The organism is Streptomyces sp. KPB2 (assembly GCF_003950055.1).
In the GTDB taxonomy this organism is placed as follows: domain Bacteria; phylum Actinomycetota; class Actinomycetes; order Streptomycetales; family Streptomycetaceae; genus Streptomyces; species Streptomyces salinarius.
The window spans coordinates 4270459-4295556 of the sequence record NZ_CP034353.1 but is presented as its reverse complement, the minus strand read 5'-3'; the positions used below and the strand labels follow the sequence as shown (position 1 = coordinate 4295556).

27 protein-coding genes and 1 tRNA gene are annotated in these 25098 nt (G+C 72.5%); 20 read left to right on the top strand and 8 right to left on the bottom strand.

The features are described from left to right. Positions 1 to 843: 843 nt before the first annotated feature. From D1J63_RS19130 to D1J63_RS19115, 4 genes are all read left to right on the top strand, one after another. Complete coding sequence (locus D1J63_RS19130; RefSeq protein ID WP_232250304.1) at positions 844 to 1575, top strand: hypothetical protein; 732 nt, start codon at positions 844 to 846, stop codon at positions 1573 to 1575. A gap of 19 nt (positions 1576 to 1594) precedes the next feature. Beyond that, positions 1595 to 1993, top strand: coding sequence for a hypothetical protein (locus D1J63_RS19125; protein ID WP_125630239.1), 399 nt, complete (start codon positions 1595 to 1597; stop codon positions 1991 to 1993). Between the two features lie 263 nt (positions 1994 to 2256). After that, positions 2257 to 3090, top strand: coding sequence for an MIP/aquaporin family protein (locus tag D1J63_RS19120; protein WP_176156210.1), 834 nt, complete (start codon positions 2257 to 2259; stop codon positions 3088 to 3090). Positions 3091 to 3201: 111 nt separating this feature from the next. Next, positions 3202 to 4335, top strand: coding sequence for a glutathione-independent formaldehyde dehydrogenase (locus D1J63_RS19115; protein ID WP_125630234.1), 1134 nt, complete (start codon positions 3202 to 3204; stop codon positions 4333 to 4335). Here the strand turns inward: D1J63_RS19115 and D1J63_RS19110 are convergent. The 6 genes from D1J63_RS19110 to D1J63_RS19085 form a co-directional block, all read right to left on the bottom strand. Then, positions 4332 to 5099 carry a hypothetical protein gene (locus D1J63_RS19110; protein WP_232250305.1) on the bottom strand — a complete coding sequence of 256 codons (768 nt, stop codon included), beginning with the start codon at positions 5097 to 5099 and terminating at the stop codon, positions 4332 to 4334. The two genes, D1J63_RS19115 and D1J63_RS19110, sit on opposite strands and share 4 nt — an antisense overlap. Positions 5100 to 5215: 116 nt before the next feature. After that, positions 5216 to 7096 (bottom strand): copper resistance protein CopC, encoded by a 1881-nt coding sequence (locus D1J63_RS19105; RefSeq protein ID WP_125630232.1) that lies wholly within the window; start codon positions 7094 to 7096, stop codon positions 5216 to 5218. A 234-nt stretch (positions 7097 to 7330) separates the two neighbouring features. Beyond that, complete coding sequence (locus D1J63_RS19100; RefSeq protein ID WP_125630230.1) at positions 7331 to 8137, bottom strand: glucose 1-dehydrogenase; 807 nt, start codon at positions 8135 to 8137, stop codon at positions 7331 to 7333. After that, on the bottom strand, positions 8134 to 8625 hold the full coding sequence (locus D1J63_RS19095; protein ID WP_125630228.1) for a cupin domain-containing protein: 492 nt from the start codon (positions 8623 to 8625) through the stop codon (positions 8134 to 8136). The genes D1J63_RS19100 and D1J63_RS19095 overlap by 4 nt, the downstream gene beginning before the upstream one ends. Then, the gene (locus D1J63_RS19090) at positions 8622 to 9242 is read right to left on the bottom strand and encodes a GNAT family N-acetyltransferase (protein ID WP_125630226.1); all 621 of its coding nucleotides are present in this window, start codon (positions 9240 to 9242) and stop codon (positions 8622 to 8624) included. Before D1J63_RS19090 ends, D1J63_RS19095 begins: the two co-directional genes overlap by 4 nt. Beyond that, a complete protein-coding gene (locus D1J63_RS19085; RefSeq protein WP_125630224.1) occupies positions 9235 to 11403 on the bottom strand; it encodes a penicillin acylase family protein in 2169 nt (722 codons plus the stop codon). The genes D1J63_RS19090 and D1J63_RS19085 overlap by 8 nt, the downstream gene beginning before the upstream one ends. A gap of 83 nt (positions 11404 to 11486) precedes the next feature. Between D1J63_RS19085 and D1J63_RS19080 the strand changes: the two genes are divergently transcribed. From D1J63_RS19080 to D1J63_RS19045, 6 genes are all read left to right on the top strand, one after another. Further along, complete coding sequence (locus D1J63_RS19080) at positions 11487 to 12212, top strand: siderophore-interacting protein (RefSeq protein WP_125630222.1); 726 nt, start codon at positions 11487 to 11489, stop codon at positions 12210 to 12212. 25 nt (positions 12213 to 12237) lie between these two features. Then, positions 12238 to 12831, top strand: a complete 594-nt coding sequence (locus tag D1J63_RS19075) for an HhH-GPD-type base excision DNA repair protein (protein ID WP_125630220.1) — start codon at positions 12238 to 12240, stop codon at positions 12829 to 12831. Between the two features lie 636 nt (positions 12832 to 13467). Then, positions 13468 to 14151, top strand: coding sequence for an HdeD family acid-resistance protein (locus D1J63_RS19060; protein ID WP_102930693.1), 684 nt, complete (start codon positions 13468 to 13470; stop codon positions 14149 to 14151). A 79-nt stretch (positions 14152 to 14230) separates the two neighbouring features. Beyond that, positions 14231 to 14569, top strand: coding sequence for a hypothetical protein (locus tag D1J63_RS19055; protein WP_125630218.1), 339 nt, complete (start codon positions 14231 to 14233; stop codon positions 14567 to 14569). A 358-nt stretch (positions 14570 to 14927) separates the two neighbouring features. Beyond that, positions 14928 to 15224 (top strand): type II toxin-antitoxin system VapB family antitoxin, encoded by a 297-nt coding sequence (locus D1J63_RS19050; RefSeq protein ID WP_003999914.1) that lies wholly within the window; start codon positions 14928 to 14930, stop codon positions 15222 to 15224. Between the two features lie 136 nt (positions 15225 to 15360). Further along, on the top strand, positions 15361 to 15975 hold the full coding sequence (locus D1J63_RS19045; RefSeq protein ID WP_125635586.1) for a LytR C-terminal domain-containing protein: 615 nt from the start codon (positions 15361 to 15363) through the stop codon (positions 15973 to 15975). Between the two features lie 16 nt (positions 15976 to 15991). Here the strand turns inward: D1J63_RS19045 and upp are convergent, their stop codons facing one another. Then, entirely contained in the window at positions 15992 to 16627 is a 636-nt protein-coding gene (gene upp, locus D1J63_RS19040; RefSeq protein ID WP_061446998.1) for a uracil phosphoribosyltransferase, read from the bottom strand. Between the two features lie 139 nt (positions 16628 to 16766). On the opposite strand from upp, the gene D1J63_RS36750 reads away from it, so the two are divergent. From D1J63_RS36750 to D1J63_RS19000, 8 genes are all read left to right on the top strand, one after another. Beyond that, positions 16767 to 17039, top strand: coding sequence for a hypothetical protein (locus D1J63_RS36750; RefSeq protein WP_164712887.1), 273 nt, complete (start codon positions 16767 to 16769; stop codon positions 17037 to 17039). Positions 17040 to 17376: 337 nt separating this feature from the next. Next, the gene (locus tag D1J63_RS19030) at positions 17377 to 17919 is read left to right on the top strand and encodes a hypothetical protein (RefSeq protein ID WP_125630216.1); all 543 of its coding nucleotides are present in this window, start codon (positions 17377 to 17379) and stop codon (positions 17917 to 17919) included. A gap of 68 nt (positions 17920 to 17987) precedes the next feature. Then, complete coding sequence (tadA, locus tag D1J63_RS19025; protein WP_125630214.1) at positions 17988 to 18419, top strand: tRNA adenosine(34) deaminase TadA; 432 nt, start codon at positions 17988 to 17990, stop codon at positions 18417 to 18419. A gap of 99 nt (positions 18420 to 18518) precedes the next feature. Next, positions 18519 to 18603 (top strand) — tRNA-Ser (locus tag D1J63_RS19020). A gap of 43 nt (positions 18604 to 18646) precedes the next feature. Further along, complete coding sequence (locus tag D1J63_RS19015; RefSeq protein ID WP_164418939.1) at positions 18647 to 18868, top strand: hypothetical protein; 222 nt, start codon at positions 18647 to 18649, stop codon at positions 18866 to 18868. Beyond that, entirely contained in the window at positions 18868 to 19161 is a 294-nt protein-coding gene (locus D1J63_RS19010; protein WP_125630212.1) for a Dabb family protein, read from the top strand. The genes D1J63_RS19015 and D1J63_RS19010 overlap by 1 nt, the downstream gene beginning before the upstream one ends. A 179-nt stretch (positions 19162 to 19340) precedes the next feature. After that, positions 19341 to 20180: an RNA polymerase sigma factor SigF gene (locus D1J63_RS19005; RefSeq protein WP_061446996.1), complete on the top strand. Its 840-nt coding sequence runs from the start codon at positions 19341 to 19343 to the stop codon at positions 20178 to 20180. Between the two features lie 292 nt (positions 20181 to 20472). Continuing rightward, positions 20473 to 21438 carry an RNA polymerase sigma factor SigF gene (locus D1J63_RS19000; RefSeq protein ID WP_102931059.1) on the top strand — a complete coding sequence of 322 codons (966 nt, stop codon included), beginning with the start codon at positions 20473 to 20475 and terminating at the stop codon, positions 21436 to 21438. A 115-nt stretch (positions 21439 to 21553) separates the two neighbouring features. Here the strand turns inward: D1J63_RS19000 and D1J63_RS18995 are convergent, their stop codons facing one another. Then, positions 21554 to 21754, bottom strand: a complete 201-nt coding sequence (locus D1J63_RS18995; protein WP_164418954.1) for a hypothetical protein — start codon at positions 21752 to 21754, stop codon at positions 21554 to 21556. 205 nt (positions 21755 to 21959) lie between these two features. Here D1J63_RS18995 and D1J63_RS18990 point away from each other — a divergent pair, with 205 nt between their 5' ends. Both D1J63_RS18990 and D1J63_RS18985 read left to right on the top strand, forming a co-directional pair. After that, positions 21960 to 22463 (top strand): MarR family transcriptional regulator, encoded by a 504-nt coding sequence (locus tag D1J63_RS18990; protein WP_102931057.1) that lies wholly within the window; start codon positions 21960 to 21962, stop codon positions 22461 to 22463. Between the two features lie 9 nt (positions 22464 to 22472). Beyond that, positions 22473 to 25052, top strand: coding sequence for an MFS transporter (locus D1J63_RS18985; protein ID WP_125630208.1), 2580 nt, complete (start codon positions 22473 to 22475; stop codon positions 25050 to 25052). The last annotated feature ends 46 nt before the right edge of the window (positions 25053 to 25098 follow it).

The window sequence follows — 25098 nt, the reverse complement described above, 5'->3', positions numbered from 1 at the left end:
CTTGCATGGATCGGGTTTATCGCATTCCTGACAACACCTGACGCACTACTTTTTGCCACCAAGCGCGGTTCCCTCATTACTCCGATTTCGATCCTCATCCTTGCCGCCGGCGGGTGGATTGCAATCTCATACCGCTTACGGAAAATATCCGACCGCTGACCGGATCAGCACCTTGCATCGCTCCTCACCGGTCACGCAAACGTCACCGCCATCGTCGAGTCCCTGGCCGACATGGCCCGGGTGGGTCGTGGATCTACTCCGCGATCGACGGCGAGGCATACCGCTGGATCGTCGACCACGTCGGACTGAAGCTGTACGACCTGTCCTGACTGGCTCTGGAGCCGTATTGGAGTCGCCGTCGGTAGCGCGAGAAGGCTCCGGCTGGTTTCAGTTCTGGTCTCATTCGCGCCCGTCCGGCCCTGTCCGAACAGGGCCACCCCGAACGAACCGCCGCAGGCCAGCACGGGTACGGCCTGCTCCGGACCCCCGTACGAACATTTGGAAAGCGTGTTGGGGGCAACCCCTCACGAGTTCGAATCTCGTATCCTCCGCCAGTGCCTCACCGGGCACGATGTCGAAGGGCCCCACCGTTCGCGGTGGGGCCCTTCGACGTGCGTGGTCTCACTTTATGGTCCCGGTTCTGCAGGCTTCGCGATGTTTTGGCCACATGCCCCGTTGAGGAAGACATGAGGTGGGATCGTGTCTTTCGTCATAGTCGTGATGATCTTGGTGTGGTGGGGTGATCGTCGACCACCCGGGTACGCACACCTCTTCCCGCTCACACGAGAACCGGGCCTGCTGTGCCGTACCCGAAACCAGCCCAGAATGGGGAACTTCGGGCACATGTCCAACAGAACGATCAACCGCGCCAGGTTCACGCGCACCGCCGTACTCGTCTCCGCACTCACGGCCGGTGCGGTCTTCGCCACCGGCACCGGAGCGCAGGCGGCCCAGGCCACTTCCGTCACTTCCGGCACTCGCGGCGCACCTGGCACCACCGCCGTCGATGGCGACTTCACCACCGATGAACGGGAGCAGGGCAGGATCCTCGCCGAGGGCATAGCCGAACTCGGCATCAGCGAGAGCCAGTTTGCCGACGCCTTGGAGATCTCGCTCACCCGCACCATCGACGCCCAGGGCCTGCACGACCGCCTCGCGGCGCTGCCCTCGTCGCCCACCGCCCAGCAGACGGCCGAGGCCGCCCACCCCGGCGACGCCGACGCCCAAGCCGCCCTGCTGCCCGTCCTGGCCAACGAGAAGGTCCGCCACGCCACTCTGCAGAACCTTGCCGCCGAGAGCGGCGAGAAGGCTCCCGTCGTTGCTTTCGGCTGGTGGGACAAGACCAAGTTCGTCGTCGGCTGCTCCGCGGCCGTCGCGGGGGTGCTGATCTCCTTCGTCCCCGCCGGCTCGGGCGTCAGGGTGGCCCGCGCCGTCAAACTGTTCAAGAGCTACGGCGCCAAGAAGACGGCCACGATCCTCTGGCGCTTCATGAAGGGCAAGCACGTGGGTTCGAAGGAACGGGAGGCCGTCAAGGCGTTCATCGGTATCAGCGCCATTCAGAAGGCCTGCACGTGACCGAGGCGGAGGTGAACAAGTGACTCTGGAGCATGTCTCCGTTGCCGTTCTGGCTGCGGAAATCATCCTCATGCTGCTCGCCCGCCTCGGCACCGAGCGGCGGCACTGGCGCCACCACAGGAGGGGTGGAGTGGCGCCCCGGAAACGTGACGACATCAGGCTCGGGCCCGGTCTGGTGTACTCCGTCGCGGCGCTGGCCCTGGTCGTCGTAGCCGTGTTCAGCGGTATCGACTTCGAGTGGGACATCGGCACGCTGAGCCTGCTCGGCGTTCTCGGTGTCCTCGTTCCGGGCTACGCCGCCCATTCCGTGATGCTGCTCGGCACACACGGTGACCGGACGCCGCTCAAGGGGTGGCAGGAGACGCTGGCATACGTGCTGGCCGCGCTCGGTGGGGCCGCCGCGGTCGCGTTCGCCTGACCACCCGCGCCACCGGTGCTGGGCACACGGGTGATCGTGTGCCCGGCACCGTCTTAGTTCGAGCTCTCCGCCCTCGCCGGGGCCGGCCTTGCTCCGTCGAGGGGAATTTTCGCGTGCCAACCGGTGCACTTGCCCGGTTGAGCGGCCCGGCGGCGTTTTGTGCGGGTATGGAGCGGATTGGTCTGTTCCGATCCAGCGAAGGAGGGCCGGTGGCCGAACGCGTGGTTCATCGACGTGGCTATCGAAAGGGACTCGGCGGCGAGATGTGCGCCGAGTTCCTCGGGACGTTCGTCCTGATTCTGTTCGGCGTCGGTTCGGTGGCCGTCGCGGTCGCCGGGCTGCCGGGCTCGGGCCGGCAGACCGTGGACTTCGGGGCCGCCAACTGGCTCATCATCGCCTGGGGATGGGGCCTCGCCGTCGTGTTCGGCGTGTACGTGGCCGGTGGCATCAGCGGGGCGCACCTCAACCCCGCGGTGACCCTGGGATTCGCGGTGCGGCGGGACTTCCCGTGGCGGAAGGTCCTGCCCTACTGGCTCGCGCAGGTCGTGGGCGCCTTCGTCGCGGCAGCGCTCGTGTACGCCTGCTACCGGTGGGCGATCGACGCGTCCATCGCCAAGGCCGGCGAGACCCGGGAGACGTCGCTGTCGACGTACTCGATCTTCGCGACGTTCCCCGCCGAGTACTTCGGGGACTCCTGGTGGGGCCCCCTGCTCGACCAGATCGTGGGCACCGGGATCCTGCTGCTGCTGATCTGCGCGCTGATCGACACCCGCAACACCGCTCCGGCGGCCAATCTCCACCCGTTCCTCATCGGGCTCGTCGTCGTCGCGATCGGTCTCACCTTCGGCACCAACGCCGGGTACGCGATCAATCCGGCCCGCGACTTCGGCCCCCGCCTGTTCACCTTCTTCGAGGGCTGGGGCGACATCGCCCTGCCCGGCACCTTCCAGTGGTTCAGCGGCTACTGGTGGATCCCCATCGTCGGCCCGCTCATCGGCGGGGTCGTCGGGGTCCTGGTGTACGACCTGCTCATCAGCCCGGTGATCAAGGCCAGGCTGAGCGAGCGCGAGGAAGGGCCGGCCACCGAGGAGCCCTAGGACGGACCCGCCCCGGACGCGCCGATCCGAACCGATTTGCCCCGCCTCCTCCACCGGAGAAGCATGGGAGGTGGGTCACGGGGGACCGGCGCGCGGACGGAGGTCGCGACCATGAAGGCTGTCGTCTACAAGGGACCGTTCTCGGTAGCGGTCGAAGACGTGGAGAAGCCGGACCTCCGGCACCCGAACGACGTGATCGTGCGCGTCACCTCGACCGCGATCTGCGGGTCCGACCTGCACATGTACGAGGGACGCACCGCCGCCGAGCCGGGCATCGTCTTCGGCCACGAGAACATGGGGATCGTCGACGAGGTCGGTGAGGGCGTCACCGGGCTGAAGGCGGGCGACCGCGTGGTCATGCCCTTCAACGTCGCGTGCGGCTTCTGCACCAACTGCGCCGCCGGATACACGGGTTACTGCACGACGGTCAATCCCGGCTTCGCGGGCGGCGCGTACGGCTATGTGTCCATGGGGCCCTGGCAGGGCGGCCAGGCCGAGTACCTGCGCGTCCCGTACGCCGACTTCAACTGCCTGAAGCTGCCCGAGGGCGACGCCCACGAGACCGACTTCATCCTGCTCGCCGACATCTTCCCCACCGGCTACCACGGCTGTGAACTCGCCGACGTCCGTCCCGGCGAGAGCGTCGCGGTGTACGGGGCGGGTCCCGTCGGGCTCATGGCCGCCTACTCGGCGCTGCTGCGCGGCGCGAAGAAGGTGTTCGTCGTCGACCGCGTCCCCGAGCGGCTGCGCAAGGCCGAGGAGATCGGCGCGGTGCCCGTCGACTTCTCCGCGGGCGACCCGGTCGAGCAGATCAAGGAGCAGACCGGGGGCGCCGGCACCGACAAGGGCGTGGACGCCGTCGGCTACCAGGCGACGGCGGGCGGCACGGGCAAGGAGGAACCGGCGACCGTCCTGAACTCGCTGGTCAACACGGTCCGGCCGACCGGTGCCCTGGGCGTTCCCGGGCTCTACGTCCCGGCCGACCCGGGCGGCCCGGACGAGCAGGCCAAGCAGGGCATGCTCCTCGTCGCGATCGGCCGGCTCTTCGAGAAGGGGCTGCGGGTCGGGACGGGGCAGTGCAACGTCAAGCGGTACAACCGCCGGCTGCGGGACCTGATCATCGAGGGCCGGGCCACGCCCAGCTTCGTCGTCTCCCACGAGCTGCCGCTGGACCAGGCACCGTCCGGCTACGACAAGTTCGACAAGCGGGTCGAGGGCTACACGAAGGTGATCCTGCACCCCTAGCGACGCGGGCGGAGGCGGACGCGGAACCACAGCGCCGCGCCCATCGCCAGCGGTACGGCGACCAGGGGCACCGTCCACCACGGCACGCGTGCCCACACCGCCGACAGGCCCACGGCGAAGCACACGCCGATCACGCTGAACAGCAGCCGTCTGCCGTACGGCTCCCAGGTCAGCGGTTCGTGGGCCTGCGGCCTGGCGAGGCGGACCGTGCCGAAGACGAGGCACTGCGCCGCGACGAGCCCGGCGAGTACGCCGACGGCGGCGTTCATCTGGAGCTCGTCACGCGGCGCCTCCAGGGTGTCCTGCCGTACGCCGTCCTCGGTGAGCACCATGATCTCGCCGCGCCAGGCGGTGGCCGTGACCCGGTCACCGGGCCTGAGCCGTTCCAGGAGCGGTCCCGAGCCGTTGAAGTGCACGGTCCCCCGCCAGGAGTCCCGGTACGTCAGGGTGGCGTCGTGGACCGATTCCTTGCCGGCCGTCCTGTTCACCGTCTTCTCCACGGTGAGGTGCCAGGTGCTCAGGCAGTCCGTGTCCGACCGGCTCAGCTCGCCGGAGGAGCACGACTCGGCCGCGCGGTAGTCCTGGTAGCGCTCGCCGTCGGAGGGCAGCCACCAGGCGAAGACGAGGCAGCAGGCCACCGCCGAGGCCAGGGACAGCAGGATCAGCAGGACGCCCGTGCGCCGCGCCCGGCACCTGTCCTGCGGCCGGTCCGTGTGCCGCGCCGTGGCCCACGCCCGGGACGCCGTCGCCGCCCTCGCCCTCATCGCCCCTCCCCCTCCCGCTTCTCCGGCAGCTTCGGTCATCCGGAACCCGGAACACAACGAGCCGGGACGGCAGTCGGACCGGGGCTGGGACTTCCGTACTCCGGCAAGACCGGCCGTTACCGCTCCACCCGTATCCGCCGGGTCTCGCTCACCTGGTCGATCTCCGACACCCGGACGGTCGCCTTCATCGTCCAGGTGCCCGGGAGGGGCAGGGTGACGGTGTTGGCGCTCCAGTAGCCGCCCCGGTCGACCAGCTCGGCCCCGATGGGGCCCAGGTCCTTGTCGGGCAGGGTGAAGGAGAGGCGCAGTTCGGGCACGGCGGCCAGGCTGCCGTCGGGGCCGAAGACCACGGCCTGCACCGCGTTGTCGCCGGTACGGCCCGGGTCCAGGGTGATCTGGACCGTGCCCCGGCCCGAGGCGCCGACCTCGAACGGGATCGTGGTGACGGACGCGGGCAGCACCCCGCCCGCCGGTACGGCCGCCCGTGCCGCCTCCTCCGCGGAGCGGCCGGGCGGGGTGGCGGTGAGCACGGTGGTGACCCCCAGCACCACGGCGGCGACGACGGCCTCGACGAGGACGGAACGGTACAGACCGCGTCGGAGGGCGGGCCCGGGCCCGTCGTCGCCGGGGCCGGTGCCGGTGTCGGTGTCGGGGCCCCGGTCGGCGTCGGGGTGCGGGTCGGCGTCGGGGTCCGGTGAGGGCGGTGGTTTCGGTGTCTCCGGTGGTGGGCCGCCCGTCGGTTGCGGTATCCGCTCGGGGACGCGGTCGGGCTCGCGTACGGCGACCGGGGCGGTCACCAGCGCCGCCGTCCACCGCCGGGACACCGCCGCCGCGGCCAGCAGGACGGCCACCAGGACCACCTTCGCGAGCAGCAGCCTGCCGTACGTCGACCCGGTGAGCGCCTGCCAGGAGCCGAGGCCGCGCCAGGACTGGTAGACACCGGTGACGACCAGGACGGTCACGGCGGCGAAGGCGGTCCGGGAGAAGCGGGCGACGACCCCGGCCGGGTCCGGGGAGGGGCGCGGGGCGCGCAGGGTGACGAGCAGGGCGACGAGGCCGCCGAGCCAGACCGCGGTGGCCAGCAGGTGCAGCACGGAGGACGTCATCGCGATCGGCACCTGTATGCCGGCCGAGGCGTGCTCCGCTGCGGCCCAGGTCAGGGCGAGGCCGACGGCCAGTACGACGCCCACCGCGGCGGCGAGCGGGCGACCGCCCCGGCGCCGGTCGCCGCGGTCCGCGCAAGCCGCGCGGTCCACGCGAACCGCACGAGCCGCACGGGCGAGGTACAGCGCGACCGGCAGCAGCAGCCCGAGCCTGGTCAGGAGCAGGGCACCCGGCCGGGTCGTGAGGGTGTCGCGCAGCACGGCCGGGTCCAGGGCCGTCGACGGGCCCGTGCCCGCCTCGTACGGGGCGCGCAGCACCAGCAGGGCGAGGGTGGCCGCCAGCAGGGTCCACCAGGCCGCCACCAGGGGGCGGCGCAGCGGCGCCGGGTCCGGCGGGCGGCACAGGGCGACGAAGGCGGCGGCGCCGATGAGCAGGGCCGCGGCCAGGTAGGAGAGGTAGCGGGCGATCTTGTGGAGGGTCGCGGTCAGCGGGTCCTCGGTGGGGCCGGTGTCCACGGGCGCGGCCGCCTGGGAGGGCTTGCCGACCGAGAAGGTGAAGGCGCCGGAGACGGGGTGGCTGTCGGCGGACACCACCCGCCAGGCGACGGTGTACGTCCCCTCCCCCAGCTTGCCCGGCAGCGCGACCCGGGCCGTGTCGGAACGCCCGTCCGCGCGTCCGGCCTCCCCCGTGTGCAGCCGGTGGCCGCCCGGGTCCAGGACGCGGAAGGAGTCGTCGCGCAGGCCGACGGACTCGCTGAAGGTCAGGGTGACGTGGGCGGGCGCCCGCCCAAGGACGGCTCCGTCCTCGGGGTCGGTGGAGCCGAGGGCGGCGTGGGCGGACGCCGGTCCGGCGCCGCCGAGGACGAGCAGGACCAGCACGGGGCCCAGCAGCACCAGCCGCCGGAGTCCCCGCTGGGCCGGTCGGCACCGGGTCCCGTGCGGGGCCCCTCGTAGGGCCGGTCGCCGCTCCCGGTCCCCCGGTTCCGTCCGGCCGCACCCTCGTCCCCGGTCTCCAGCGCACGCACCGCCGCCACACCTCACGTCGCATCTCCGTCGTCGGGGCCCACTGCCTCGCCGATACGTACGGACGGGGAGGCCGCCCCGCTCAGCCGGGCGGCCGGCGGCTCCTCACCACGACGGGCGTGCCGTCACCCCGCCGTCCACCACGAGGTCGTGGCCGGTCACCCAGGACGCCAGCCGCGAGGCGAGGAAGACGCACGCGTCGCCCACGTCCTCCGGACGCCCGAGCCGTCCCGTCGGTGCCGCCCGCCGCCACCGCCGTACGCCCTCCGGCCAGGCCTCGGCCAGGCCCTCGCGGTCGATGAGGCCGGGGGACACGGAGTTGACCCTGATCCCCCACGGGCCGTACTCCAGCGCCGCCGACCGGGCGTGCATCACGACCGCCGCCTTGGAGGCGCTGTAATGCGCGTGGGCGGAAGCGGGGGCGCCCGCCTCGATGGAGGCGATGTGCGTGACCGTGCCGCCGCCGTCCTGGTCCCGCATGATCCGGGCCGCGGCCTGCGTGCACGCGAAGACGCCGGTGAGGTTGGTGTCCACCACCTCACGCCACTCGGCCGCCGTCATGCCGGGCAGTTCCCGCAGCGGCTGCACGCCCGCGTTGTTGACCAGCGCCGTAAGCCGTCCGCCGCCCCAGTCGGCGGCCTCCTCGGTCAGGCGCCGGCAGGCGTCCTCGTCGGTGAGGTCGGCGCGCAGGACGGTGGCGCGTCCGCCCCGGTCCCGGATCCGTTCCGCCACGTCCCGGGCCGCCTCCACCGCCGTACGGCAGTGCACCGCCACCGCCGCGCCCTCCTCGGCGAAGCGCAGCGCGATCCCGCGGCCGATGCCGCCGCCCGCGCCGGTGACCAGGGCGACCTGACCGGCGAGGAGACGTGGAGAAGGGGAGGGAGGGGGAGACGGGGCGGGCGCGGGGGTCATGGGCGGCACAGTGCCACGATCCGCTCGGCCGCCGCCGGGTAGCGCGCCGTGAGGTCGGCGGCGTCGCCGTGCTCGTAGTCCCCGTAGGTGAATCCGGGCGCCATGGTGCAGCCGAACAGCGACCACGCGCCGCCCGCGGCCACCCGGCCGCCCATCCAGGTGCCGGCCGGGACGGTGAACTGCACGTGCTGCCCGCCCAGGACGTCCGGTCCCAGCACGGCCCTTCGCGCGCTGCCGTCCGGGGCGAGGAGGAGGAGTTCGAGCGGGTCGCCGAGGTAGAAGTGCCAGACCTCGTCGGCGGGCAGGCGGTGCAGGGCGGAGAAGTCTCCCGGGCGGGCGGTGAGCAGGGCGACGATGGCGGACCCGGCGGGGCGGCCGTCCGGGCGCTCGGGCCCTGCCCAGGTGCGTCGGAAGAGGCCGCCCTCGCGCGGGATGGGCTCCAGCGCGTAGTGCGCGATCAGGTCGTCGGCGGTGGGCGCGTCGGTCACCCCGCGAACGCTACCTCCCGGCGGAGGAAGGCGAGTTGCGCCTTCTTCTCGGGCAGGTACACGTCCGGCAGGTCGACCTCGGGCAGGACCACCGCGGGGCCGGCGGTGAAACCCTGCTTGAGGAAGCGGGCGATGGCCTTCTCGTTGGCCACGTCCGGGTCGACCACGATCCGGGTCCGGTCCAGGCCCAGCAGGACGTACGTCATGAGGGCGCCCGACAGTGCGGCGGTCCAGCCCGGGCGCGCGCCCTCGGCTCCCGCGGGGGCGAGGAGCAGGTGGACCCCGATGTCGCCCGGCTCGGCGTCGTAGCACTCGCTCACCCGGTCGGCCGCGGGGTCGTAGGTCTGGAGCAGGCCGACCGGCTCGCCGTCCTTGACGACCAGGAAGGCGTGGTGGGTGTCGAGGGTGTCCATGTGGGCGTAGACGGCGGCGACCTGGTCCCTCGTCAGGCCGTTCATGCCCCAGAAGGCGGCCCGTTCCTCGCTCACCCAGTCGTGGACCCGCGCGGTGTCCTCGGCGGGGTCCAGGGGGAGGACGCGGACGGTGCCGAAGCCGTCGAGGTACTGCTCGTGGACGGCGGCCCGGTCGGCGTACGGGGTCGGCTGGGCGTCAGTCATCGGATTCCTTCGTGAGCCGGGTGAAGTCGGTGATCACCGGGGTGAGTTCACCGGCGAGCCACAGGGGCTGCTGGTCGCGGTGGTGGGGCGAGCCCGGTACGCCCGAGGCTCCGTGCGGCACCACCCAGCGGCTGTTGTCGCGGTCGGCCAGGTCCCAGACGTACCGGGCGGCCGGGCCGCGAGCGGCGCGGTCGGTGAGGCCGGGCACGGGGGAAGTGCACAGCACGCAGTCGTGGTCGCCGGAGAGGCCGGGCTCGGCCGCGGGGCCGGTGGCGTCCGGCAGCGCCCGCCAGGGGGCCAGACGGTGGGTGTCGCCCCAGGTGCCGGGCGGCGGCGCGGCGGCGACCTCCTCCAGCGCGGCGCGGACGGTCGCGGCGCGGTCGATGCCGTACAGGTCGTCCGCGCGCAGGAGGTGTTCGAGGGCGTACGCGACGCGGGGCACCAGCGCGAGCCACGGTTGCAGCACCTCGGGGTACGCGGGCGGCACGGACGCGGGGGCGAGGGCCGGGTGCGCCGCCAGTCTGCGTACGACCGCCGCGCGCAGGGCCGCGTACGCCGCCGCGTCGGTGCTGTCGGCGTCCATGCGGCGGTCCCAGGCGAGGAGGCGAGCACCCAGGGCGGCGGCCTCGGGGGTGAGGGGGGCCGGGGTGGTTGGCGGAGTGGTGGGGGTGGTTGCGGTGGTGGGCGTGGTTGCGGTGGTGGGCGTGGTTGCGGTGGTTGCGGTGGTTGGAGCGGTCAGGGCTGTGAGGTGGTTCAGGAGGGGGGTCGCCGAGGCCAGGTGGGTGTCCGTGTGGATCGTGGGCATGTCCGGCGCCGACCAGCGCTCCTTGGCCGCGAGCAGGGCGGAGATGCGGTCGGCGCGGTGCGGTGGGGCGAACTCGACGCCGAGTGGGGTGGACGGGCCGCGCTGGTTGGCCATCACGGCGACGCCGTCGGTGAGTCCGGCTCGGGGCGGGGTGTGCCAGCCGGTCCACTCGTGGCCGGGCTCCCAGGCCGGTACGGGGCGCAGGCCGTTCTCCTCCGGCCGTACCGGCACCCGGCCCGCGACCCGGTGCAGCAGGCCGCCCTCCGTGTCGGCGGCCTGCACCACGTTGACCGGCTCGGTCCACGCGTCCAGGGCGCGGTCCACGTCGGCGACCGTGCGGGCCCGCAGCAGCGGCAGCAGGGCGCCGAAGCCGAGGTCGGCGGTGACGCGGGGCGGGTGGCGCAGGCTGAGCGCGGCCGGGGTGCCGTCCTCCAGGCCCTCGGGGCCGCCCGCGATGACCGGGCCCCGGTCGGTCTCGATGACCTCGACCTCCACGGTCTCCTCCCCGGCGACCTCGACGCGTTCCGTGTGGCGGGCGGCGCGGTGCCAGGTGCCGTCGGGGCCGAGCGCCTCGACCCCGGCGCCGGTGCGGCGCAGGCGCTCCCGGTACAGGTCCTGGTAGTCGGCCATCGCGTTGGTGATGGCCCACGCGACCGTCCCGGTGTGGCCGAAGTGGGCGACGCCGGGGACTCCGGGCACGGCGAGGCCGACGACGTCGAACTCCGGGCAGGACAGGTGGATCTGCTGGTAGACGCCGGGGTCCTCGATGAAGCGGTGCGGGTCGCCCGCGATCAGGGCGTGTCCGGTGGTGGTCCGCTCGCCGCTCACCAGCCAGCCGTTGCTGCCGGCGGTGCCGGGGCCGTCGGTCGCGAACAGGGCGACGGCCTCCGGGCCCAGGTGCGCGTTGATGTGCTCGCGCCAGAGCTTGGCGGGGAAGCCCGCGAAGAGGAGATGCGTGCCGAGCCAGACGCCCAGCGGGGTCCAGGGCTCCCAGTGGCCGGGGGCGAGGCCGGTGCGGGCGAACTCCGGGGCGGGGTCGTTTTCCGCCAGCCCGTCGTTGACTCCGTCGACGTACGCCCGCACCCAGGCGGCCGTCTCCGGGTCCTGCCGCTCCAGGGCCGTGAAGCAGCGGCGCGCGGTGTCCGCGAGGCGGGCGCGGCGGGCGAGGCGGTCCCAGGACAGGGCCTCCGGGCCCAGGAAGGACGCGGACGTGCCCTGGGCGCGGTGCCGTTCGACCTCGAGTTGCCAGGCACGGTCGCGGGCGGTCACCCGGCCCTGGGCGCGGGCCAGTTCGGCCGCGGAGTCCGCGCGCAGGTGCGGGATTCCCCAGGCGTCGCGGTAGGTCTCGGCGCTCACCCCTGTGCCCCTACTTTCCTTTAGGTTAGGCTCACCTAAGTCTTCTGGTCGTGGCCGAATAGTACGTGAAAGGTGAAGGAAACATGGGGCAGGGGCGGGGCTGGGAGGGCGCGGTCCTCAAGCTGATGCGCGCGAAGGACTTCGAGTTCACGGTGACGGACGCGGAGGACGTGACCGCGGACTTCCGGCGGCTGCGCCTGACCGACGGGGGCATGCTCGCGGCGACCGGGGTGCATCCGACGATGTGGGTGCGGCTGTGGTTCGAGAACGCGGGCCGGCCGCACCAGCGGGCGTACACGCTGGTCGACCCGGATCCGGAGGCCGGCACCTTCGCCATGGAGTTCGCCCTGCACGAGGGGTGCGCGAGCGACTGGGCGCGGGCGGCGAAGCCGGGTGACACGATCGAGGCGACGGTCCAGGGCACCGGGTTCGAGGTGCCGCGGCCCCTCCCGTCGCGGGTCTTCGCGGTCGCGGACCCGGCGTCCCTGCCCGCCCTCAACTCCCTCCTCGACGCGCTGGGCCCGGTGCCGGCGACCGTCTGGTTCGAGGGCGGCACGGACGACGGGCTGCCGTTCCGGACCGTCCCCGGGCGGCACGAGGTCCGCGCGGTGCCGCGCCGGGACGCGGGGGCGCATCTGGTGGCGCGGGTGAAGGAGGAGCTGCCGGGGCTGCTGGGGGCCGCCTCCGAGCCGTTCGTCTGGATCGCCTGCGACACGGCGACGACGCGGGCGCTGGGGTCGTACGTCCGCAAGGAGCTGGGGGTGCCGAAGCAGCGGGTGAACTCGCTGGGGTACTGGCGCGCGACCTGAGCCCGTACGCGCGATCATCGGGACCATGGACGTCACACTTCACCTCGCCCAGGACCCCGAGGCCGACGAACTCCTCGGGCGCAGTCCGCTCGCCGCGCTGATCGGCATGCTGCTCGACCAGCAGGTGCCGATGGAGTGGGCGTTCAAGGGGCCGTCGACCATCGCCCGGCGGATGGGAGCGGAGGACCTGGACGCGCACGACATCGCGGCCTACGACCCCGAGGCGTTCGCCGCGCTGCTCTCCGAGAAGCCGGCTGTGCACCGTTACCCCGGGTCGATGGCGGGGCGGGTGCAACAGCTGTGCCGGTACCTCGTCGAGACGTACGACGGTGACGCCGAGGGCGTCTGGCGGGGCGTGTCCACCGGCGGGGAGCTGCTGAAGCGGCTCCAGGCCCTTCCGGGGTTCGGCAAGCAGAAGGCCCAGATCTTCCTCGCGCTGCTCGGCAAGCAGCTCGGCGTCCGCCCCGAGGGGTGGCGCGAGGCCGCGGGCGCGTACGGGGAGCCGGACTCCTTCCGGTCCGTCGCGGACATCAGGGGGCCGGAGTCGCTGACCAAGGTGCGGGCGCACAAACAGGAGATGAAGGCGGCGGCAAAGGCAACGAAGGCCTCCGGCAAGTAGGGGGCGGATGCCTGCGGCGCCGGTGCGGGTGCGGGATGCCTGCGGCGCCTGTGCGGGTGGGGTGGGGGTGCGCGTAGCGCCTCGGGTCCGGTGGGTGGGTCGGGGGCGTGCCGGGGGGTGTCCGTCCTCGGAACGGCGCGAAATCGGTCGGCCACAGATCCCCCCGGCGCGGACGCGCCAACCGCTGCGGGCGGACACCCCCCGCCCCGCCCCCTCCTCGCCGTACGCGGCTCCCCGTCGCCCCACGCCACTGCCCCACACGCGCCGTACGCGGCTCCCCGCCGATGCCGTCGCCGCCGTCGCTGCGAGCAGCCGCCCCGCTGCCCCTCACTGCGGGCAGTCGTGCCGCTGGGGCGGCACGGGTGGGCGCAGCGGCACCCCGCAACGCCGGGCCGCGTGACCCACCCGCCCCCACACCCACGCCGGGCGACCGGGCAACCCCGGGCCCGTGGGCCCACCTCGCCCGCACCCGCGCCGGGTGTCACGCCCACGCCGGGCCGGCGGGCCCGCCCCCGCACCCGCGCCGGGGGACCCGGCACCCCCGGACCGGTCGGCCCCCGCGCCCCCGCCGGATGGCGTCAGCCCCGCGGACCCTCCCCGGTGGCGGGCATGTCGGCGTGGCTCTCAGCATGGGGCATGACCGAACCACCTTCCGGCTCCCCCGGCGGGACGCCGTACGACGACCGAGGGGTGCACGGCCGGCACGGGACCCACGCCCCGGGCGCCGTACGGCAGGAGCCCGAGCCCGAGCCGCCCTTCGAGGGGCCCCTGCACCAGCTGTCCCGCGCCGCCTGGCAGACCGTGCTGTTCACCGGCGTCGCCTCCCTCGTCCTGGGCGTGCTGGTCCTGGTCTGGCCCGGTGCCTCGCTGCTCGCGGCCGGCGTGCTCTTCGGCCTCTACCTCGTCATCAGCGGCGTGCTGCAACTGGCCGCCGCCTTCGGCACGCACCGCAGGACCTCGCTGCGGGTGCTGGCCTTCATCAGCGGCGCCGTGTCGATCCTGCTGGGTCTGTTCTGTTTCCGCGGCCCGCTGCAGTCGGTGCTGCTGCTCGCGCTGTGGATCGGCATCGGCTGGCTGTTCCGCGGCGTCACGCAGATCGTGGCCGCCGTGCACGACCCGGCGATGCCCGCGCGCGGCTGGCACGTCTTCCTCGGCGTCGTCACCGTCGTGGCCGGCATCGTCCTGATCGACTCGCCGGTCGAGTCGGCCACCGTCCTCATGCTGGTCGGCGGCTGGTGGCTGGTCGTCGTCGGCGTCGTCGAGATCGTCACGTCGCTGCGGCTGCGCGGACGGGCCGGGCGGGTTCCGCGCAGTCTGTGAGCGGCTTCCCGTACGCCGAGCGGGCGGATCTCGCCCCCGGCGCGATGGACGGCGTACGCCGGGCGGGGACACGAGTGGGGTGAGACCCGCACCGCACGCCGGCACCGCCGTCCGCTCCGGACGCCTCGGCGCCCGTCTGCGGGTCCTGGTCCTGCTGCTCGTCCTCGTCGTGCCCGGCACGCACGTGACGGCCCAGGCGGTGCCGGTCACGCCGGTGGCGGGCGCGGGCGGCGCCGCGGGGGAGTACGACCACCTCGACACCGCCCTGCGCGTTCCGGGCCGGCGTGCGGCCGTGGTCCGGCCGGGCCCGCCGTGCCGTACGGCGGGCCGTCGTCGTACTCCCCCGCGCCTCGACGCTCGTACCGAGAGCGCCACCGCCCCTCCCCGCGGCCCGCGTTCCGTGGTTCTGCGCTGCTGACCGCGCCGGGCCGGCCCGACCGCCGGTCCCCGCGCCCACCGCAACAAGCACGCCAAGGAACGAGGAACCGCCATGCCCAACGACCCCTACGCCGCCCTGCGCGCCCTCCTGCGCGCCGAGGCCGCCCGCCGTACCCCCGAGCCGCAGCCGGCCCCCTCGCCGGAACGCGGGCGCCGCTGACGCACCGTGCGGGCGGCGGAGGCGGGCGCGTACCGTCTCCGCCGCCCCCCGGGGGAGATCCAGCGGTCGTCGATCTCGCGGCCCCGTCGGTGTTTGGCCCCCTTTACGGCGTCTTTTCCGGCGTCGTACTCCGGCGCCATGGCTGCGCCCGCAACGTCCGGGCCGGTAGGCTTTCCGTGTGATCTTCAAGCGCATCGGAAACGGCCGGCCGTACCCCGACCACGGCCGGGAAAGCACCCGGCAGTGGGCGGACGTCGCTCCGCGCCCGGTCCGCCTCGATCAGCTCGTGACGACCAAGGGGCAACTCGACCTGGAAACACTCCTGGCCGAGGACTCCACCTTCTACGGCGACCTCTTCGCGCACGTCGTGAAGTGGCAGGGCGATCTGTATCTGGAGGACGGGCTGCACCGGGCGGTGCGGGCCGCGCTCCAGCAGCGGCAGGTGCTGCACGCCCGCGTTCTCGAGCTCGACTGACCGGGCCGGCGGGACCCGCGCTTGACCCTTTCGGGTTGCCTTGCCACCCGACTGCGGAACGTCGACTGATCATCTAATAGGCATCGCCGCTCCCGCGCATTACGCTGCGCCCATGAGCATGCTGACTCCTCCCGGCATGGGTGGCCAGTACAAGATCACGGGGGACCGGTACCCGCGGATGCGCCCGTCCCGGCGACGCGGCCGGATCGCGGTCGCCGCCGTCGCCTCCGTCACCGTTCTCGGCGTGCTCGGCTGGGGCACGCTGCAGCTCATCGACGTCTTCACCGGCGGCGACAAGGCCTCGGCGGCCGGTGCCGCGGGCTGTGCCACCCCCGCGAAGGCGAGCGCCTCGCCCGCCGCCGTGGTGCTGCCCAAGCCCGGTCAGGTCACCGTCAACGTGCTCAACGCGACGACCCGCAGCGGTCTGGCGCAGAAGACCGCCGACGAGCTGAAGAAGCGCGGCTTCCGTGTCGGCGACGTCAGCAACGCGCCCGAGAAGTACGACAAGAAGGTCACCGGCACGGGCGTCCTACTCGGCCCGGCCGCCTCCGCGAAGACGGCGCTGCCCGTGCTCGGGACCCAGCTCCCCGGCGCCGAGCGCCAGACCGACGCGGCCCGCAAGGGCGCCGCCGTCGACCTGATCATCGGCAACGCTTTCAAGGGACTGGCGAAGCCCGCGGCCGCCGACGCGGCGCTGGCCGAGCTGACCGCGCCGCGCCCGACGCCCGACGCGGAGAAGAAGAGCTGCTGAGCGGCGGTACGAGGTACTACTCGGCCGCTCCGTACATGCGGTCGCCCGCGTCGCCGAGGCCCGGGACGATGTAGCCCTGCTCGTTGAGCCGCTCGTCGACCGAGGCCGTCACGACCGTCACCGGGGTGCCGGCCAGCTCGCGCTCCATGAGTTCGACGCCCTCGGGGGCGGCCAGCAGCACCACTGCCGTCACGTCGTCGGCGCCGCGCTTGATCAGCTCCCGGATGGACGCCACCAGAGTGCCGCCGGTGGCCAGCATCGGGTCCAGGACGTACACCTGGCGGCCGGACAGGTCGTCCGGCATGCGCGTGGCGTAGGTGGACGCCTGGAGCGTCTCCTCGTTGCGCACCATGCCGAGGAAGCCCACCTCGGCGGTCGGCAGCAGCCGGACCATGCCGTCGAGCATGCCGAGACCGGCCCGCAGGATCGGCACGACCAGCGGACGCGGGTGGGAGAGCTTGACGCCGGTGGTCTTCTCCACCGGCGTGTGGATGTCGACCTGTTCGGTGCGCACGTCGCGCGTGGCCTCGTAGGCGAGCAGGGTGACCAGCTCGTCGGCGAGGCGGCGGAAGGTCGCGGAGTCGGTGCGCTGGTCGCGCAGCGTGGTGAGCTTGTGGGCGACCAGGGGGTGGTCGACGACGTGGAGACGCATGTCCACCACAGTAACCGGGCTCCGTGGGGGCGGCGTCCCCGCGGCGGGGCAAGGCGCGCGAGGCGGCTCCACTCGTTCGCGGGCGTCAAACCGCCCGACCGGGGGAAGGTGGGAGGGACGGACGCTGGGTGGTGAGACTGTGCCTGACCGGGACTTCCACGACACGCCGTCCCCCGGAGCCGACCGGGGGACGGGACACGGGACGGAGCCGGGTGCGGCGCCGGGGCGGCAGCCGGACGGCGCTCCGCCGCGGGAACCCGAAGCGGAGCGGGAGGCCGAACGGCGTCGGCGCCGGGCCCAGTTCCTGCGCGATCTGGCGGAGGCCCGCCAGTTGCGGGACCGCGTGCAGCCGCGCCGCGCCAAGACCGCCCGGCTGCGGCACGCGATGCGCATGCGCACCTTCCGCTGGTAGCCCCCGGCCCCCTTCCGGTACGGCGAACTTCCTGAGCCGGCCGGGGAAGATCGTGCGCCGCGCCGACGTTGGTCGTGACGGACGGACGCGGGGACCGCGAGAATCCGCGTACGATCCGCACGTGGCGGCGACGAGAGCGCTGCTGGGCGGCGGCCCGGGTGAGCACTTCCGGAACGCCGGTCAAAACAGCCGGACACAGGGCGCCGAAGACGTCCCCTGAGTGCCTTGTTTCTGCCACGATTCCGAGTGGGTGGGGCTCGGAGCACCGCTCCCCCGCCCGCAGCCTCCGCCGGGGGGATCCCCAACCGGCACCCCTAGGACCAGTGGGAGAGTCACGGTGTACTTCGCCGCACTGCTCGCGCGCACCGAAGACGGGTGGGAAGCGAGCGACACAGAGCTCGACGATGTGGAAACCCTGTCGGATCTTGCCGACCTGGCCCGGGAGGCCTCTCCCGACGAGGACACGGTGCTCGTGCTGATCGAGCAGGAGGACGCGTGGTTCGGAGTCGTCCGGGTGGACGGCGAGGAGGACCCCCGTATCTACGTCTCGGACGCCGCCGCGGCCGCGCGCAGCAGCTACGGCGAGATCCTGCTCACCGACGAACTGCTCGGCCGCGAGCCGGGTGACGACGGCGACGACCTCGACGCCCTCGACCTCGACGGCACGGAGGACGGCGAGTCCGACGACGAGGACGACGGCGACGGCTCCGGCGCGGCCGCCGGCTCGGCCGAGGCCGTGCCGCACGGGCCGGTCGGCGACGCCGAGATCCTCGACGACCTCGGCATGAGCGAGAAGGAACTGCGCTCGATGTCCGGGGACGCGGTCGGGGAGATCGCCGAGGCCCTCGGCGCCCTGGACGTCCTGGAGGCCGTCCGCTGACCGCGCCGGCCGAGGAGGAACCCGAGGCGGCGCCGCCCGACCCGGTGCGCGACCGGTGGCGGGCCGCGATGCGGCTCGCCCTGGCCGAGGCCGGGCGGGCCGCACAGGGCGGGGACGTGCCCGTCGGCGCCGTCGTACTGGCGCCGGACGGACGCACCGTGCTGTCCGCCGGGCACAACGAACGCGAGGCCACCGGGGATCCGACGGCCCACGCCGAGGTCCTCGCGATCCGGCGGGCCGCCGTGGAACTGGGCGAGTGGCGGCTGGTCGACTGCACGCTCGTCGTCACCCTGGAGCCGTGCACGATGTGCGCGGGCGCGCTCGTGCAGTCCCGCGTGGACCGCGTGGTCTACGGCGCCCGCGACGACAAGGCGGGCGCGGCCGGGTCCCTGTGGGACCTCGTGCGCGACCGGCGGCTCAACCACCGTCCCGAGGTGATCGGGGGCGTGCTCGCGGACGACTGCGCCCGGCTGCTCACGGACTTCTTCCGCGACCGCTGACCCGGTCCGTACGGGCCCCCGGACGGCTGCCCGTACGGCCGTTCGTCGGCCGCAATACCGATTTCAGAGCATGCCGCTCCGTGCTGTAAGGTCTGTCTCGGTAGCGTGTCCGAGCGGCCGAAGGAGCTCGCCTCGAAAGCGAGTGTGGCGCAAGTCACCGAGGGTTCAAATCCCTCCGCTACCGCTTTGGAAGGGCCCCGTCGAAAGACGGGGCCCTTCGTGCGATCATGAGCGACCGAAAGGCGTGGGTCGAAGGGACAGGGGAGGCCGCGGTGGCGGTGAACTCGAAGAAGATCGCCGTCTATGTGGTCGTGGTCTTCGTGCTGTACGTGATCATCACTGATCCGGCCAAGGCAGCCGACTACGTGCAGATAGGTTTCCAGGGCATATCGGACGCGGCTGGCGCCGTGGGCGACTTCATGACCTGGGCCGCCAACGGAGGAAAGTGATGATCCGCCACCTTGTGCTGTTCCGGCTGAACGACGGCGTCGAGCGCGACGACCCGCGCGTCGTGGAGGGCGTCGAGGCCTTCCGGGCGCTCGGCGGCCAGATCGAGGAACTCCGCTTCTGGGAGTGCGCCTGGAACATCAGCGACCGGCCCATCGCCTACGACTTCGCCATCAACTCGGCCGTGGACGACGCCGACGCGCTGAAGCGCTACCTCGAACACCCGGCGCACCGGGCGGGCGTCGCGCTGTGGCGGGAGTTCGCCACCTGGGTGATCGCCGACTACGAGTTCTAGGACGGCCTCGGGCCCTTCGGCCTCTCCGGCCCCGCACCAGCCCGGTGCGGGGCCGTTCTGCGTTCACTCAACACGACGTTATGAGGTGCTTGCACACAGTGGACATGTCTTGTGATGCTATGACCGCTTTTGACGGATGAGTTACGGAAGAGTTGACAGATCACGAGGTGGAGTTGACCGTGCCGGCCAGTACTGCGCCTCAAGCACCGCCCGCACCGCCCGCCCAGGCCCAGGAGGCCCCCGCGCCGCAGCGCAGCCGGGGCGCCGACACCCGGGCCCTGACCCAGGTGCTCTTCGGCGAGCTCAAGGACCTCACGCCGGGCACGCCGGAGCACCACCGGGTGCGCGCGGCGCTCATCGAGGCCAACCTCCCCCTGGTGCGCTACGCCGCCGCCCGGTTCCGCTCCCGCAACGAGCCGATGGAGGACGTCGTCCAGGTCGGCACCATCGGGCTAATCAACGCCATCGACCGCTTCGACCCGGAGCGGGGCGTGCAGTTCCCGACGTTCGCCATGCCGACCGTCGTCGGCGAGATCAAGCGGTACTTCCGCGACAACGTCCGCACCGTGCACGTACCGCGCCGGCTGCACGAGCTGTGGGTGCAGGTCAACAGCGCCACCGAGGACCTGACGACCGCCTTCGGGCGCTCCCCGACCACCGCCGAGATCGCCGAGCGGCTGCGCATCACCGAGGAGGAGGTGCTGTCCTGCATCGAGGCGGGACGGTCGTACCACGCCACCTCGCTGGAGGCCGCCCAGGAGGGCGACGGGCTGCCCGGACTCCTCGACCGGCTCGGCTACGAGGACCCGGCGCTGGACGGGGTCGAGCACCGGGACCTGGTGCGGCACCTGCTCGTCCAACTCCCCGAGCGCGAGCAGCGGATCCTGCTGCTGCGCTACTACAGCAACCTCACCCAGTCCCAGATCAGCGCGGAACTCGGCGTCTCCCAGATGCACGTCTCGCGGCTACTGGCGCGTAGTTTCCAGCGGTTGAGGTCCGCGAACCGGATCGACGCGTAAGCTCGGGCAGGGCTCCGGACGGAGTCGAAAGCACGAGCGAGGGGTCACCGGCGAGAGCGAATCGCTCACCAGGGCCGTTGCGGACGGAATCGGGCTGAAAGCCCATCAGACCCCCTGTTTCCAGGGGGTATTCGCGTCTCGGATGTCGACATGTCACTACAGCGCGTTGCCGACATGTGACATTCTGCCGGAGACGCGTTTGCCGGAGCTTCGGCTCCGGTATTCAGGTGAAGGCTGCGTTCCCGGCGTGGGAGCGTGTGCCGCGACCGTCCCGCGACCCAAAGGGGGTGGCATGTCCGCAGAACAGGGCAGCTCGAAGGTGCTCGCGCTCGCGGAGAGCGAGACCGCGCCCGACTCGATCGAGGCGCTCGGCGCCGTCGAGACCGTCGGCCCCATCGACTCCGTCGGCTCCGCCGGTCCCGTCGACGCCGACCGGGCCGGCGAAGCCGTGCCGGACCTCGACGCCGTGCCGGCCCAGGCGCTTCCGGCCACGGAGGCCATCGACACCCGCACCCTGTCCCGCTCCCTGTTCCTGCGGCTCGCCGCCCTCGACGAGGACAGCCCCGAGCGTGCCTACGTCCGGGACACCCTGATCGAGCTCAACCTCCCGCTGGTGCGCTACGCCGCCGCGCGCTTCCGCTCCCGCAACGAGCCGATGGAGGACATCGTCCAGGTCGGCACCATCGGCCTGATCAAGGCGATCGACCGCTTCGACTGCGAGCGCGGGGTCGAGTTCCCGACCTTCGCCATGCCGACCGTGGTCGGCGAGATCAAGCGGTTCTTCCGCGACACCTCGTGGTCGGTGCGCGTCCCGCGCCGTCTCCAGGAGCTGCGCCTGGCGCTGACCAAGGCCAGCGACGAGCTGTCCCAGAAGCTGGACCGCTCCCCGACCGTGGGTGAGCTGGCCGCCGTCCTCGGCGTGTCCGAGGAGGACGTGGTCGACGGGCTGGCCGTGGGCAACGCCTACACCGCCTCCTCTCTGGACTCCCCGGCCCCGGAGGACGACGGCGGCGAGGGATCGCTGGCGGACCGCCTGGGCTACGAGGACACGGCGCTGGAGGGCGTGGAGTACCGCGAGTCCCTCAAGCCGCTGCTGGCCAAGCTGCCGCCCCGGGAGCGGCGGATCATCATGCTGCGCTTCTTCGCCAACATGACCCAGTCGCAGATCGGCGAGGAGGTCGGCATCTCGCAGATGCACGTCTCCCGGCTGCTCACCCGGACCCTGTCGCAGCTGCGCGAGGGCCTCATCTCCGACTGAGCCCGCGCCGCGGGAGAGCCCGTACGACAGCACGGCGGCCGCCGTGGCACCTCGGGGGTGCCACGGCGGTCGCCTTCGTCCGTGCCGGTACCGGCCGCTGCGGCCAGTAACCGTTCTAGCCGAGCGCCAGCCAGGCCACGGCCGCGACGACGACCACGGCGGCCAGGATGCCGACGATCAGGCCGACGCGGGGACCGGACGAGGAGGCGGGGGCAGCGGCCTGCCGGCTCTGCGGGGCGTCGTCGACGAACGCGCGGAACATCTGGGTGCTGCCTGCGGGGTCGTTGGTGCCCTGGGGGCCCTGGGTGTTAGCCATGGGCCGAGACACTAGCGAATCCGCGGGTGCGGCCCAAGTGCGGGGCCGTCGAGCCCTCTTGACCCGGCCCACCCCTTATCACCTGCGCGTTTACTATCGCAATACTTGCCTTTGCCAACTTTTTATGCCGCACCCCCCGTTTTTGTTTGCCTGTAGCAACTAACGGAACTTATGGTTGCCCTAAGCAACGAATCGGGAGGTGCGCGTGGCCGGGAAGGCGCAGTACGAGGAGCTGATCCGCCAGTTCAGCGCCTTCGGTGCCGTGAAGCGGGAGATGGGCCGGCTGCTGCCGTCCGACTGTCCCGGCGGGTCCGTCGCCGTACTGACACTGCTCGGCCGGCACGGGGACATGCGCATGAGCAAGCTCGCGGAGCTGCTCGCCGTGGACATGTCGGTGACCAGCCGCCATGTCGCCCACGCCGCCGAGCGCGGCTGGATCGAGCGCTTCCCCGACCCCGCCGACAAACGCTCGCGCATTCTGCGCCTGACGCCCGCGGGGCAGGACCAGCTCGACGAGATCGCCGAGCGGAGCACCCAGCTGCTCTCCCACCGCCTGAGCGACTGGTCCGACGACGAGGTCGGTCAGCTCTCCCGGCTCATGGCCCGCCTCAGGGCCAGCTTCGACGACTGCCGGGCCCCCGCGGCCCGGCCTCCCGCACTGTCCGGGGACGACACGTCCACCCGTACACCCGCGATCACCATTAAGTAAAGGAAGTCCATGGCAACGACCACACCGGCCGGTGTGCGGGCTCATGCCAAGCACGGGGGAGGCTCCAACGGAGACGCTCCGATGACGCACCGGCAGATCATGGAGGCACTGTCCGGGCTGCTGCTCGGCATGTTCTGCGCGATCCTGTCCTCGACCATCGTCACCAACGCCCTGCCCGAGATCATCGGGGACCTCGGTGGCGGCCAGAGCGCCTACACCTGGGTCGTCACCGCCTCGCTGCTGACGATGACCGCGTCCACCCCCCTGTGGGGCAAGCTCGCGGACCTGTTCAGCAAGAAGGCCCTGGTCCAGATAGCCCTGATCGTCTTCGTCATCGGCTCCGTCGTGGCCGGTCTGGCGCAGAACCCCGCGATGCTGATCACCGCGCGGGCCATCCAGGGCCTGGGCGCCGGCGGTCTGTCCGCCCTGGCGCAGATCATCATGGCCGCGATGATCGCCCCGCGTGAGCGCGGGCGCTACTCCGGCTACCTCGGCGCCACCTTCGCCGTCGCCACCGTCGGCGGTCCGCTGCTCGGCGGCGTCATCACCGACACCAGCTGGCTCGGCTGGCGCTGGTGCCTCTACGTCGGCGTGCCCTTCGCGATCCTCGCGCTGATCGTGCTGCAGAAGACGCTGCACCTGCCCGTGGTCAAGCGGAAGGTCAAGGTCGACTGGGCCGGCGCCTTCTTCGTCACCGCGGCCGTCTGCCTGCTGCTCATCTGGGTGACCTTCGCCGACGACAAGTACTCCTGGATGTCCTGGCAGACCGGCGCCATGGTCGGCGGCGCGATCGTGCTGACGCTGCTCTTCCTCCTCGTCGAGTCGAAGGCCAGCGAGCCGATCATCCCGCTGCGTCTGTTCAGGAACCGCACCATCACCCTGGCCTCGCTGGCCTCGCTGTTCGTCGGTATCGCGATGTTCGCGGGCACCGTCTACTTCAGCCAGTACTTCCAGCTGGCCCGGGACAAGTCCCCGACCATGTCGGGTGTCATGACGATCCCGATGATCGGCGGCCTGTTCGTCTCGTCCACGGTCTCCGGCATCATCATCACCAAGACCGGCAAGTGGAAGCGCTGGCTGCTGTCCGGCGGTGTGCTGCTGACCGCGGGCCTGGGCCTGCTGAGCACCATGCGCTACGACACCCCGTACTGGCACATCGGCATCTTCATGGCGCTGATGGGCCTCGGCGTCGGCATGATGATGCAGAACCTGGTGCTCTGCACGCAGAACCAGGTGGACCCGAGCGACCTGGGCTCCGCGTCCTCCACGGTCACCTTCTTCCGGTCCCTCGGCGGCGCGGTGGGCGTCTCGGTCCTCGGCTCCATCATGTCGACCCGGATCAGCCACTACGCCACCGACAGCATCGGGCAGCTCAAGCCCGAGGACCAGATGGCGGCCGGCAAGGCCCTGGGCTCGGGCCAGATCCCGGACATGGACCTGCTCCCCGCGCCGATCCGCACCTGGCTGGAGAGCGCCTACGGGCACGGCATCGCCGACATCTTCCTGTACGTCGCGCCGATCGCCCTGCTCGGCTTCCTGGTGACGCTGTTCATCAAGGAGGTGCCGCTGCGCACGAAGGGCGCCCTCGCCCAGGCGGCGGAGTCCTCGGCCGAGTCCGCCCCGCCGGTGGCGGGCACCCCCGCGGAGGCCGTCCGCGTCGCCGACGAGCCGGTTCCCGCCGGTGCGATGGCGGCCGTGTCGGCCACGCCGTCCGGCGACCCGGCCACCTCGGCCGTCTCGGACACCGCGGTCTCCCCGGCCGCCACGCAGCGGCTGGCCGCCGTCGCCACGACGACCGGCTCCGGTGAACCGCAGGCCCCCGTCTCCGGTGGCATCGCGGTGCGCGGCTTCGTCCGCGGCGCCGAGTCCGCGCCGGTCCCGCAGGCCGCGGTCACGCTGATCTCGCTGGCCGGCCGCCAGCTCGGCCGGTCCGTCGCCCAGGCCGACGGCTCCTACGCCGTCGACGCGCCGAGCGCCGGGTCGTACGTGCTGATCGCCTCCGCCGACGGGTTCCAGCCGCAGGCCTCCACCATCGTCGTGAACGACGAGCCGGTCGCCTACGACATCCTGCTCAGCGGCACCAGCGGGCTCACCGGCCTGGTGCGGGCCGTGGAGGGCGGGCTGCCGGTCAAGGACGCCATGGTGATCGTCACCGACGTGCGCGGCGACCTGCTGGCCAGCGCCACCACCGGCGAGGCGGGCGAGTTCGCCTTCACCGAGCTGGTGCCGGGCACGGTGACCGTCGCCGTCAACGCCGCCGGCTACCGGCCCCGCGCGCTGCCCCTGGAGATCGGCGGAACCGGCGTCACCCGCGTCGAGGTCGACCTCCAGGCGGGCGCCCAGGTCCAGGGCGTCGTGCGGGCCCCGCAGGGTCCGCTGGCCGACGCCCGGGTCACCCTGGTCGACGCGGCGGGCAACGTGATCGGCACGGCCACCACCGGTGCGGACGGCGCGTACGCCTTCACCGACCTGGACGCCGGTGAGTACACCGTCATCGCGACCGGCTACCCGCCGGTGGCCACCGCCCTGACGGTCGCCGGCCCCGGTGCCGACGGCCACGACATCGAACTCGCCCACCCCGGCGAGTAGCAGGGATCCGGCCCGTGGTGGCGGGCGCGCTCCGAGCGGAGGTGCG